The 12,340-nt window shown below is 36.8% G+C and carries 10 protein-coding genes and 1 riboswitch; of the genes, 5 read left to right on the plus strand and 5 right to left on the minus strand.

Annotated features, from left to right (window positions below):
- Positions 1-49: 49 nt before the first annotated feature.
- Positions 50-1,087 (minus strand): beta-carotene 15,15'-monooxygenase, encoded by a 1,038-nt coding sequence (locus tag CUC15_RS17920; RefSeq protein WP_114917981.1) that lies wholly within the window; start codon positions 1,085-1,087, stop codon positions 50-52.
- Positions 1,088-1,556: 469 nt separating this feature from the next.
- Positions 1,557-2,798, minus strand: coding sequence for an aminopeptidase (locus CUC15_RS17925; protein WP_114917982.1), 1,242 nt, complete (start codon positions 2,796-2,798; stop codon positions 1,557-1,559).
- Between the two features lie 219 nt (positions 2,799-3,017).
- Here CUC15_RS17925 and CUC15_RS17930 point away from each other — a divergent pair, with 219 nt between their 5' ends.
- Positions 3,018-3,353, plus strand: coding sequence for a winged helix-turn-helix transcriptional regulator (locus CUC15_RS17930; RefSeq protein WP_114917983.1), 336 nt, complete (start codon positions 3,018-3,020; stop codon positions 3,351-3,353).
- 124 nt (positions 3,354-3,477) lie between these two features.
- On the opposite strand, the gene CUC15_RS17935 is transcribed toward CUC15_RS17930, so the two are convergent.
- Positions 3,478-4,002, minus strand: coding sequence for an acyl-CoA thioesterase (locus CUC15_RS17935; protein WP_114917984.1), 525 nt, complete (start codon positions 4,000-4,002; stop codon positions 3,478-3,480).
- 514 nt (positions 4,003-4,516) lie between these two features.
- Positions 4,517-5,959: a cardiolipin synthase gene (cls, locus tag CUC15_RS17940; protein WP_114917985.1), complete on the minus strand. Its 1,443-nt coding sequence runs from the start codon at positions 5,957-5,959 to the stop codon at positions 4,517-4,519.
- A gap of 241 nt (positions 5,960-6,200) precedes the next feature.
- On the opposite strand from cls, the gene rarD reads away from it, so the two are divergent.
- The 4 genes from rarD (at position 6,201) to CUC15_RS17960 (ending at position 11,541) form a co-directional block, all read left to right on the plus strand.
- Positions 6,201-7,097: an EamA family transporter RarD gene (gene rarD, locus CUC15_RS17945; protein ID WP_114917986.1), complete on the plus strand. Its 897-nt coding sequence runs from the start codon at positions 6,201-6,203 to the stop codon at positions 7,095-7,097.
- Positions 7,098-7,173: 76 nt separating this feature from the next.
- Positions 7,174-7,292: riboswitch (SAM riboswitch) on the plus strand.
- A gap of 102 nt (positions 7,293-7,394) precedes the next feature.
- On the plus strand, positions 7,395-9,110 hold the full coding sequence (locus CUC15_RS17950; RefSeq protein ID WP_114917987.1) for a PLP-dependent aspartate aminotransferase family protein: 1,716 nt from the start codon (positions 7,395-7,397) through the stop codon (positions 9,108-9,110).
- 906 nt (positions 9,111-10,016) lie between these two features.
- Positions 10,017-10,955, plus strand: a complete 939-nt coding sequence (locus tag CUC15_RS17955; RefSeq protein WP_114917988.1) for an SGNH/GDSL hydrolase family protein — start codon at positions 10,017-10,019, stop codon at positions 10,953-10,955.
- Complete coding sequence (locus CUC15_RS17960; RefSeq protein WP_114917989.1) at positions 10,918-11,541, plus strand: YpmS family protein; 624 nt, start codon at positions 10,918-10,920, stop codon at positions 11,539-11,541. The genes CUC15_RS17955 and CUC15_RS17960 overlap by 38 nt, the downstream gene beginning before the upstream one ends.
- A gap of 167 nt (positions 11,542-11,708) precedes the next feature.
- Here the strand turns inward: CUC15_RS17960 and CUC15_RS17965 are convergent, their stop codons facing one another.
- Positions 11,709-12,338: a hypothetical protein gene (locus CUC15_RS17965; RefSeq protein ID WP_114917990.1), complete on the minus strand. Its 630-nt coding sequence runs from the start codon at positions 12,336-12,338 to the stop codon at positions 11,709-11,711.
- Positions 12,339-12,340 lie beyond the last annotated feature (2 nt).

Below are 12,340 nucleotides of genomic sequence, written 5' to 3' on the forward strand. Positions count from 1 at the left end.
CAGTTCCAATGTTGAATCTTAAAAGTTGTCTCTAATACATTCCCTCAATTTATCTATTTCTTCGTATTCCTTCCAGAATGGTTTGTTTCAATTCAGCAGGACTATCAGAACGAATGGCTATTTTTGAGTAAACTTTCTTTATACCCATTAAATAGGTCACTTTCACTGGCTTTTTCATATGTAATATAAAGTTAGGATAAACTTTTTCAAGATCACTAACCAGAAAATCAATAGTATCTTTGGCTAATTTCCTCTCTAATATATCCGAGTCTTCTACTATATTTTCAATATTATCAAATTCTATTTTCATACGTTTGAGTAACCCCATAGAAATATACATTGCTTGGTTATCTGTGTGGATTGGGTTCAAACGAAGGGCTTGAATATTTCCGATTATTAAAATGAACGTGTAGATATTCATAATTAACAGAATTACTGAAAGGATAATCGATATGTTATGAAGCCACCAATGGACAGCAAAAGTCTCTATAACCAATGCATGAAGTAACATCCCTTGAACCGCTATGTAGCTTGTATTTTTATAAAGGGTTACTCCCGAAGCTGGTTTCTTCTTCCAGCTAAAAAATGCATAATAAAATATTAAGGCCTCTGAACAAATCACATGAATGACCGGATTGTTCTTAACATAGCGGTCCACTGCCTGCTGAAATGAAAAGATAACAGGTAAAGGACTCCCTTTCGCCTCATTTATTATTATTGGCATATAGCGAACAAACGCGATAATCAGAACAATTTCATAGAAGATGATGGCCGCTTCAATCGATATTCCAGCCCAAATGATCGTTTCAAAAGGCAACAGTAAACTAGAGGGAATGATAACTCTTGCTAAAATGCAACCTGCCGCCACTAATGCAATTGCTAGTTTAATAGAAAATTTCTTTCTATACAGCATGAAAAAAACAGGCACGAATAGGATTAGATCTAATAATGATCCAAAAATAACTACAGCATTATCTGTTGGTAAAATGATATTTCCTAGATTTGTATTGTATAATACAATATTGCTGCCTAAGATTAGACCAAGTAATAATAACCAGATATACTTGCCTTTTTCTACTATAATCATTGCCTCTTCTCCTTTGCAATCGCATTCATTTTGTTAAAAATCTTTGCTAACTGCTCCAATCCTCTAAGGGCAACTGACCAAAAACATCTATTTAGATTTCTTCATCCACTTTCTTGATTAATCCTTTTTTCATATTTCTTACTAGTTGGATATTAAGCTTATTAAGTAAATAATTGATCTGATGTATGAAGTTCTTATTAGCCAACAATTTCCTTACCTTCCTTAATAGTTAAGCTTTCTTAATCATATATTTTTTAATATTATTTGTAAATTATAAATCAGAAAATTTAATTATTTATAATCCTATTTGTCTTTCGCAAGATATTGCTGTTGAATGCTTTACAAAATAGCGAATAAGAACAAAGAATTTATCTTTAATGATAACTTCTTTGTTCTTCGGTCATTATTCTGCCACGGATTACTGCCTTTTTAGTTGGCAATAAATTCCGAGCTAAGAGACTTCTACCACTTACCCCTTCACATTTAACGCCCAAGTTCCGCTTCGGAAAACGGCTTCTGTTGTTCCATCCTGTTTCACCCCATCAATATCCAATTGATCGGAACCAATCATGAAGTCTACATGGATTAAGCTATCATTAACCCCATGCTTGTCTAGTTCTTCTGCGGTCATTGCTGCTCCACCTTCTAGATTTGTTGGGTATGCTTTTCCTAAGGCAATGTGGCAGGACGCATTTTCATCAAATAACGTATTATAGAAAATTAACCCGGATTGCGATACTGGAGATTCATCTGGTACAAGTGCAATTTCACCAATTCGACGTGCGCCTTCATCAGCATCTAATAGATGACTTAATACTTCCTCTCCTTGTTCCGCTTTAAAGTCAATCACTTTTCCATCCTTAAAGGTAAGACTGAAATTATCAATGATGCTGCCGCCATAATTTAATGGCTTTGTACTTGCAACCGTTCCATTCACATGATATTTATGTGGCATTGTAAATACTTCTTCTGTTGGCATATTTGGATTAAACATGACACCAGTTTCTGCTTTTGCAGAACCACCCTTCCAAATATGCCCTTCTGGAAGCTCGATTTCCAAATCAGTACCTGGTGATTTGAACACTAGCTTTTTGTAGTTTCGGTCATTTAATACTTCACGTGCAGTTTTCAATGTTGCATTATGCGCATCCCATGCAGCGATTGGATCCTTTTGATCAACACGAACAATTTTTAGTATAGCATCCCATAAACTTGCTATAGCATCTTCACGAGTTTTATCAGGGAAAATTTTCTGTGCCCAATCACCTGAAGGAATCGAAATAATTGACCAAGGGATCCGATCATTCATCGTATAAGAGCGGAAATTTTTCATTTTTTCTGCGCTTGCTTTATTTGCTTTGGCAACGCGAGCTGGATCAATGTTTTGCAATAAATCTGGATTCGTAGAGCGAATGCTTAGCACTGCTGCTCCTGCTTCAGCATATGTATCATGTAACGCAACCTTCCAGTCAGGATAATCAGCAATTACCTCATCTGGGGCATTTTCATATTTCAGTAATGTTAGCTCGTCATCTGCCCAATTTATATGAACGTCACTTGCACCTAATTCATACGCTTTACGTACAACGATTTTGGCAAAATCAGCACCCTCAATTGTTGCATTAATCATCAATGGCTGCCCTTTTTGCAAATTAACACCTGTTTGCAATGCTAATCTTGCATATTTCTCAAGTAATTGTTCCTCTATCATCTTAATACCTCCAAATGAAAATTTACATAGCTTTATTCTGTCACAACTGTGAAGAAATTACCAAATATTTATTCTGCATTCATCGCGGACCAAACAGCAGGATTATTTACGTAAAATGAACTTTATGTTAAAATGATATTAAGTTACTATTTGTAATTAATATTATGGGACATCTATTATATAGACGAATACAATTTTAAGTAGAGTGAGGTGATTATGATGAAGGAATTCAACTTATGTCCGCGATTTGAAAAAGCGATGGGACTGCTTAGTACGCGCTGGGTTGGACTAATACTGTTTGATTTGTTAAATGGTACAAAACGCTTTTCTGAAATGGAAGCAGACTTGCCAATAAGCGGAAGATTACTGTCCGATCGCTTAAAAATGCTAGAAAAAGAAGGAATCGTTGAGCGGAATATCTATTCTGAGTTTCCAGTTCGGATTGAGTATTCTTTATCGGAAAAAGGCAGGGAACTCGAGCCAGTAATCAAGGAAATTCAATTGTGGGCAGATCAGCACGTTACACCAGAGGAAGTCGCAGAGAATGAGGCATAATAAACGTTAAGGACTGCTTTCAATGCAGCCCTTTTTTGTTGGACAAAATTACTATCCATAAGAAAGTTAAGCTTGCAAACGTACTTTACTACTTCCATATAATAATGTGCAAGATTTCCACAATCTACTTATCCTTTTCCCACAAAAAACCTGCCCCCAATTCATTCGCAAGTTCTTTTGATCTGGTTTTCCTATCTTTTCGTTGCTGGGCTCGAATGGAACCACTTTCAAAGAGTTTTTTTTCTAGTTCTGTTTCTGGATAAACTGTAGGAACAGGAACTGGTCTTCCAGTTTCGTCTATTGCAACAAATGTCAGGAATGCCGTATTACAAACCCTCTTTTCCTCGGTTAATAGGTTTTCTGTAATTACTTTTGCGAATACCTCCATTGATGTTCGATGGGTCCAAGTAACAAAAGCTTCAATCGTAATCGAATGCCCAACCTTTACAGGTGCTAGAAAATCGACCGAATCCGTTGATGCTGTAACAACAGGTTGTCTTGCATGCTTAATTGCTGCAATTGATGCGACATCGTCAATATGTGCTAGTAATCTTCCCCCGAATAATGTTCCATGAATATTTGTGTCTGGTGGAAAAACCTGTGTTGTTTTTACTGCTAATGAATCTGAACAAGATTTCGCCTGTAACATAACATTTCTCCTCAATTATAATTTCTTTTTAAATATTAAATATTTAGATAAACTAAGACGTAACTTGAGTGAAGATTGCTCACGGGCTTATCGCTCCGGAAATACACTCCGCGCACCTTAGGGCGGCTGGTGAGCCCCTTGTGCTACCGCACTTCGGTGTCTCGTCCTGAGGCCTTTCCTCCCGCAGGAGTCTCCGTGTATTTCCTAGGCTGGGTTTGTGCGAGTATATAATATTCTATCCCTCTATTATAAATAATCGCATTTGGCCACCCTTATCTCCCTGGATTTTAGCGGAGGATAGGAGACTACTCGAAATTAAAGATCAATTTTCTAACGGAGATGTAACGCTGTCGGAGCCTTCCTTGTCCTGTGGGAATAGTCACGGCCGAGGATTCATTGGAATGACTTTTCCCACAGGAAGAAGACTGCGTTGCTCACGGAAAGCGACTGTACGCCAACTGCAATCAACATTACTCTTACGTCGCCCTTTAAATCAACTGCTAATTATCATCCCTCAAAGAACTGGTGATATTAATCTTGAGACCGATTCTTTGAAACGAATGCCAATCGAACGTTTTTGGTATAACTTCTTCGTCATTTGGGTTGATAACTTAATATCATCATGGAATGCATCAACCAACCGAATCGTTGTTTCTTCATCGTAGATAAATGCATTTACTTCAAAGTTTAGACGGAAGCTGCGTACATCAATATTTGCTGTACCTACAGATGAAATCTTACCGTCTACCACGATGGTCTTCGCGTGGAGGAATCCATTTTGGTAAATATACACTTCTGCACCGGCATCCAATAGATCCCCACAATTAGATAATGTTGCCCAATAAACAAATGGGTGATCAGGTTTATTCGGAATCATAATCTTTACCTCTACACCTGATAATGCTGCAATTCTTAATGCATCCCGGAGACTTTCATCAGGGATAAAATATGGTGTTTGAATGTAGATATACTTTTTTGCTGACAGAATCATTTTGATATAGCCAATCTTAATTTGTTCCCATTCCGTATCAGGACCACTTGATACAATTTGGAGACCAACATCACCAGCAGAATCAGCAGCATAAAAACGCTCTTCAGGAAATATATCATCTCTTGATGCTTGGTTCCAATCTAAAACAAACCTCGCTTGCATATTCTGCACCGCGTGTCCAATTACGCGCAAATGCGTATCACGCCAGTAACCGAACTTCTTATATTTTCCTAGATACTCATCACCAATATTAAAACCACCGATATAGCCTATTCTTCCATCGATAATTGCTAATTTACGATGATTTCGGTAATTAATTTTAAAATTAATCTTGGCAATCTTTGATGGGAAGAAGGCCTCGACCTGCACTCCAGCATGCCTTAGCCGTTTTACAAAACTCCGTTTTATCGACCTTGAGCCTAAATCATCGTATAGCAGGCGGACTTGAACACCTTCATTTACTTTCTTAATTAACACATCCGCGATTCGTTGCCCTAGCTCATCATGCCTGATTGTATAGTACAACAGATGAATATGATCCTTCGCCTTCTGCATGTCCTGTATTAACGCATTGAATTTTTCATTGCCATCTGTGTAAATATTCACTTGATTATCTTGTGTGAAAATAGCATCATCATTGCGAAGATGTAAGTAAACCAAATCAGAGAAATGATTAATTTCCTCATCTATAAATTCAAAACGTTTCTCTTCCAACGCTCGAAGCTGGGATTGTACCGTTGTCTTTACCTCAATCCTCGTTTTCTTATCCCATGTGAAAATGCGGCTTCCACTTATTGGCTTTCCAAAAATCAAATAGAGTATAAAACCTAAAATAGGGATGAACATAAGAACCATTAACCATGCCCAAGTAGAAGTTGCATCTTTTCGTTCTAAAAATACAATAGAAATACCTAGCGCAATGTTTAATAATATAATTGATCCTAATAAATAGGTAAGTATCCCCATCGTGAAACCCCCTCTACTTATAGAGACTATACATAATAATTCTATTACAAATATAGCACAGAACTACCCTTTTACGTTAATTTTTAACAGCCCTTCCTACCTATGCCAATCATCCAGGCAATGAAGTTTTAATGTAATTGTTATTAAAGCATATTAGATTAAACTAAGAATAGAATTCTTTTCTTTGCCTAATTTCCGAAATCGCTCTAAAATGAACTTACTATAAGTGAGGAAGTGCAATATGAACGCTGAACCATTGAAACTAGGCATATTTTATACAATCAGTGCATATATCCTTTGGGGATTTTTGCCAATATACTGGAAGGCCGTCGATTATGTCCCTGCAGGGGAGATTTTGGCACATCGGATAATTTGGTCCTTTGTCTTCATGCTTATTCTCGTCATGCTGACTGGGAATTGGTCAAGCTTTATAGAAGTATGTAAGCAAATGCTTCATGAACGGAAGCAATTAATCGGTATTACGTTCGCCTCTATTCTAATTAGTATCAACTGGTTAACATTTATTTGGGCGGTAAACAGTAATCATGTCATCCAAGCAAGCCTTGGTTATTACATTAATCCATTAATAAGCATTTTATTAGGTGTAATCGTCATGAAGGAAAAACTGACAAGGAGACAGATATTATCATTTGTTCTTGCAGCATTTGGCGTTTTGTATTTAACCTTTAGTTTCGGCGTATTTCCATGGATATCATTGCTTCTAGCATTTTCATTTGCATTTTACGGTCTTCTGAAAAAGATGGTTAAGGTAAGTGCAATGTTCAGTTTAACGATTGAAACGATGATTGTTACACCGATTGCTTTAATCTATTTATTCCTATTACCGGAAGATGTCTTCAGCTTTACGAATCCATCTGTATTAACAAATATAACCTTAATGGGCGGCGGAATCGTAACTGCTATTCCATTATTACTATTTGCAATTGGAGCAAAACATATCCCCCTTTCGATGATTGGATTTTTGCAATACTTCAGTCCAACGATCATGTTAATTTTAGGCGTATTTTTATTTAACGAAACATTTACAAGTGCGCATTTAGTGGCTTTTCTATTTATTTGGTCGGCGTTAATCATTTACATGTTATCGGCTTACCAGCGACCAATTCGTAATCGATAATTTGAATCTATTGTATAATATAATTGACATTAGCAGGAAACACGTTTATACTAATTTATAATTTAGATAATTGAATCTCTTATCAAGAGTGGTGGAGGGAATAGGCCCTTTGAAGCCCGGCAACCTTTAAGTTAGATTTTCTAATTTATTACGGTGCCAAATCCTACAGATCTCACGTGATCTGGTAGATAAGAGGAGGACCGGTTTGCGCATACGCCCTCTTCTTAGGAAGAGGGTTTTTTTATTTCCCCTCTTCCTCCAGATGCTATTTTTTAAAATAAAAAGGAGGAATTATTTATGTCTCAATTTCATTTGCAAAACCCAGAAACAATTTTACTTCATGGTGGTCAGTCTCCCGATTCCGCTACAGGAGCACGTGCAGTACCAATCTATCAAACTACTTCCTATGTATTCCGTGACACTGAACACGCACAAAATCTCTTTGGTTTGGCGGAAAGTGGAAATATTTATTCGCGAATTATGAATCCGACAGTTGACGCCTTCGAACAACGTGTTGCTTTGCTTGAAGATGGTGTTGGTGCTGTAGCGACTTCATCCGGAATGGCAGCTATTACTCTAGCAATTTTAAATATAGCTGGAACAGGCGACGAAATAATTGCAGATAGCAATTTATATGGTGGAACGTATAATCTTTTCGCTACCACGCTGCCCCGTTATGGTATTACAGTAAAATTCGTTGATGGAACAGATCCAGAAGCTTTTCGATCAGCAATAACTGATAAGACGAAAGCATTTTTTGGTGAGATAATTACAAATCCTAGTCTTTACGTATTTGATGTTGAAGCAGTAGCAGAAATTGCACATGAAAATGGGATTCCGTTAATTATCGATAATACATTTGCACCTTATATTGCAAAGCCAATCGCTTGGGGAGCTGATATTGTTGTTCATTCCGCTACGAAATGGATTGGTGGACATGGGACAACGATTGGTGGAGTAGTAGTTGATGGGGGACGCTTTAATTGGGATAGCGGACGTTTCCCTGATTTCACCGAGCCTGATCCAAGCTATAATGGGCTTCGTTATGTTGATGTCGGCGCAGCTGCTTTTGCAACAAAATTACGTGTACAGCTTCTTCGCGATATTGGTGCGTCCTTGAGTCCACAAAACGCATTCTTATTACTTCAAGGCTTGGAGACATTGCATTTACGAATTGAAAGACATAGTGAAAATGCAATAGAGGTTGCAAATTACTTGAAAAATCACCCAGCGGTTGAATGGGTTAATTTCCCTGGCTTAGAAAATCACCCATCACATGGACTTGCCAAGAAATACTTTACAAGTGGTTTTGGATCAATCATTACATTCGGTATTAAGGGCGGCCGAGACGCCGGCAGAAAATTAATCGACAATGTAAAACTATGGTCCCATGTAGCCAATGTTGGCGATGCAAAATCCTTAATTATTCACCCTGCATCTACTACTCATCAGCAATTGAGTGGAGAGGACTTGAAGAAAAGTGGTGTAACCGAAGAATTAGTTCGATTATCAATCGGACTCGAGTCAACGAAAGACACGCTAGCTGATTTGGATCAGGCAATTGCTATTGCTGTTGGAGAAGCTCCATCCTTAAAAGCAACAGAAGAAGACGCAATTAAATGGTTGCTTTCCTCTCCTTTTAATAGAGATGAGACAGGCATTCGCAAGAAAGCAATTGCAATTTCAGGGCAAACAAATCATGCGATCCGAAAATTAGCAACATCAGGATACCAGATTATTCCTTTTGGGGAAAACACGAGTAATCAAACATTAGAGGACATCCCGCTCGAAGTTGATGCAGTATGGACTGCTGATGGTAACTTACCAAATTCAACTATCGAACAAATCATAAACAAACAGGGTAAAATCCTTTGGGTGGAACATTTTACGAATGCAGACAACACTATTGAGCACGCCAAAGCGGCCGGGATTACCGTGATTAGTAACAAAGATATTTACGAGGAATCTGTAAAAGCGAGAGGACAATTCACGAATGCAGTGATTGGAGTATAATTAAGATTTATTTTCTATAGATTAAAATTAAATTTCCTATTTTCAAGCCATTTACCAATCTCAGGAGTTCAATCAAACGTTTGATTGAACTCCCTCTAAGGTGCCTATTTCAATTGGAACAATGCTTTTATTCTACACCTAATTTATAAGATGTCCCCTTTCTTTGGAGGCATCTTTTTTGATATTTTCTATAATCATCATTTTTTTGATTTAAACTCAATTCGCTATTTATATGAACTGTAGCATATACGTGATGTTAAATCTCGGTCTGAGTCTTCACTTTCCATAGTGAAGACTTATGTAGTTTGATGTCACATCAAGATAGACAACTAATTTCCACTTGCAAAACCCCAACAGAGAAAATACACGGAGACTCCTCGAAAATAAAGAGCAATTTTCTTCGTGCGATGTAATGCTGACGTAGCTTTCCTTGTCCTGTGGGAAGAAGAGCCTAGGTAAGGCTTCGAAGTGCGAAAGCCCAAGAAGGCTCACCAGCTCCCCTAACTGCGCTCCAGCTACTGGTCTGTGAGCAGTCATCAATCTAAGTTAAGTCGCAATTTATATCGATAACGAAATACCATTAATCACTTGTATAACCATCAATCTTTTATTAAATCTTCAAATGTGAAAGATACTAATTAGTCGGAGATAATACAAAGCTTAATTTAGTATTCTGCTCATCGTTTGAGAAATCACTAGAGAAGTGAATAGCAACATCATTGTTAGTCTCAATATATATCATTAAGCAATAATCAAGATAAAATTACCTATTTTTTATTGACTGTGTTTAACTTCCTTTAATATTGCTTACAATATTAAGGTATACATTATGGAAATCTACTTTATAATGAAGTCATCTAGTGATTTTTTTCATAATATATACTAGTTATGTATAGGTGTGATTAGATGAAAAGAATGTTTGTATTTTTTATTATATTCGTTTTTACAATAGGTATTGGTTCCATTTATTTTCTGAATCGTACCGGTCCAGAACAACAGGACATCGTAATCTCTCCACAAAAAGAGCAACAGGTTGTATATAAGATGCCATTCGAAAGAGAAACTCCCAAAGAAGAAGTAAAAGTAGACACTCAAGCACAGGAGGAAGTTGCCCTTCCAGATAAAATTATCGAGGCGGTTCAATGGACAGTTGAAGCATTTCCTGATCATGAAACACAAATTGTTGCAGTTGGTGATTCGCTTACAGAAGGATTTGGTGATACTTCTAAACGTGGTGGATACGTCGGTATTCTTGATCGTACCCTTAATGAGGAACGCCAGATCGCGACAATTAATAATTTTGGCAAACGCGGGATAAGTTCAGCACAACTATTGCAGCAATTAAATAAAGAGGAAGTCTTTACCGCTATTAAAGATTCGAATATCATTTTAATTACGATTGGTGCAAACGATTTACTGCAAGTAGTAAGAGAGAATATTGCAGATCTGCAAATAGAAGACTTTGCTCCAAAACAAATGGAATTTGGTAAAAATGTAAACCGCATTATCGAACAGATTCAAGAAATAAATTCAAGTTCAAGAATCTATTTAATCGGTTTTTATAATCCCTTTGATCGATATTTTTCAGATATTAAGGAACTGAATATGATTGTTGATTCATGGAATAATACAACAAGGCTGATTTCAGAACGCTATAGCAATCTTACATTTATCCCTACAGATGATTTATTCCAGGACGAGGAGATTAATCTTTTAGCAGAGGATAACTTTCATCCAAATTACATCGGCTACCACCGAATCGCTGCTCGTGTATTAGCATATATTACAAAAGAGAAGGATGAAGAACATGTCCACTCGAAACCAGCGTTTGAAAGAAAAAAATAAATGGAAAAAATTTTTTTATAGCTTACTAGCTTTAAATATTGCCGTTATCATCATCTTTACTGTTCTTATTTTTTGGCCCGGTTCTCAGAGAGATATCGCTTTAAATGAAAAGAATGTAAAAGAAGCAAGCTCTGAATTTTTCGTACGAACAACAAAGAAAAATTTAAATGATTTAATAAATACTTATCTCGCCCAGCTCCAGAAGGATACCGAGCATCAATATCAGGTTTCCCTTGAAGATGATGTGCAATTAATTGGAGAACTGCCTGTTTTCTCAACTACTGTACCACTCGCTGTCCATTTTGAACCACTTGTACAGGAAAATGGAGATATCATTTTAAAGCTGCGCTCAATTTCCGTTGGCTTACTGGAATTACCTAATAAAATCATCATGGAATTCATGAAGGAATATTTATCGATGCCCGAGTGGGTTACAATAATTCCAAATGACGAAGCAATCTACCTTGCTGTGACAGAAATAGAAATGAAAAGTAACTTCAAGGTCGCCGTTGAGCATATCGACCTAGAGGCAAATAACTTAGTGTTTAAAATTAATGTACCCTATCAATCATTAGGGATTGATTGATCTCCAGAGGTGATTCACCTTGCATTTTCCCAGCGGTTTATGGATGCGGTGTGCTTAGTTTTTTCCTGAATCGGTAACCCTTGAGTGAATCCTCATTATAAGGTTATTTAGCAATATATCAATAAATAAGTGGTAAAAAAAGAACTCTACTATTTGTAAAGTCCTTTCTACTTCGTCACGAAGCGTTTTACTGTATTAGATATAAAAAATGTAAATGATTGCCGCGGTGAGATTTGCTCACCAATAACTAATTTTCTTTCTTCAACCGCATGTTCAGGCTGGTAATCTTCTAGTCTTCCTTGATAAATCAATTGCATTCCTTCGCTCATGCGAAGATCCGCTGGAGTAGTTAGACTAGCAGGCTTGCCAAATTGAAATCTCTCGGAATCTTTTAATACAGTTGCAACGAATTGCGAACAGAAAAAAGCATTCTTACGTTTAATCTCAATTTGCAATAATATACCAAAGAGACCAATGAAATTATATTTATAATCCTGTTTTCTAGCTTCTATTTCTTCAATGTTACGGATAATCGATTGATATTCCGCTTCACTTAGTTGATATCGGTAAATGGCGCACTCGGATTTTTTAAAGAATTCACTTTGAATATCTTCTTTTACAAACCCGCCAATAAATGGGTTATTTGGATTTTTACGCCCAAAACTATATACATTCTTTAATGTACTATCATAGCTAATGGAAACGTGGTTATAAGATGTCCTCATACAATAATGGATTGTCCTTGATAATACAGTTCCTGTATCAGTGAACAAAAAATAGATTGTTTTTTCTTTCATCC

The organism is Oceanobacillus zhaokaii (assembly GCF_003352005.1).
GTDB classification, from domain to species: domain Bacteria; phylum Bacillota; class Bacilli; order Bacillales; family Amphibacillaceae; genus Oceanobacillus; species Oceanobacillus zhaokaii.

Bases quoted from the DNA above. Each gene is read 5' to 3' on its own strand.
- CUC15_RS17950 (WP_114917987.1), top strand. From the start codon at position 7,395: ATGTCTCAATTTCATTTGCAAAACCCAGAAACAATTTTACTTCATGGT.
- CUC15_RS17955 (WP_114917988.1), top strand. From the start codon at position 10,017: ATGAAAAGAATGTTTGTATTTTTTATTATATTCGTTTTTACAATAGGT.
- cls (WP_114917985.1), bottom strand. From the start codon at position 5,959: ATGGGGATACTTACCTATTTATTAGGATCAATTATATTATTAAACATT.
- CUC15_RS17965 (WP_114917990.1), bottom strand. From the start codon at position 12,338: ATGAAAGAAAAAACAATCTATTTTTTGTTCACTGATACAGGAACTGTA.
- CUC15_RS17930 (WP_114917983.1), top strand. From the start codon at position 3,018: ATGAAGGAATTCAACTTATGTCCGCGATTTGAAAAAGCGATGGGACTG.
- CUC15_RS17920 (WP_114917981.1), bottom strand. From the start codon at position 1,087: ATGATTATAGTAGAAAAAGGCAAGTATATCTGGTTATTATTACTTGGT.
- rarD (WP_114917986.1), top strand. From the start codon at position 6,201: ATGAACGCTGAACCATTGAAACTAGGCATATTTTATACAATCAGTGCA.
- CUC15_RS17960 (WP_114917989.1), top strand. From the start codon at position 10,918: ATGTCCACTCGAAACCAGCGTTTGAAAGAAAAAAATAAATGGAAAAAA.
- CUC15_RS17935 (WP_114917984.1), bottom strand. From the start codon at position 4,002: ATGTTACAGGCGAAATCTTGTTCAGATTCATTAGCAGTAAAAACAACA.
- CUC15_RS17925 (WP_114917982.1), bottom strand. From the start codon at position 2,798: ATGATAGAGGAACAATTACTTGAGAAATATGCAAGATTAGCATTGCAA.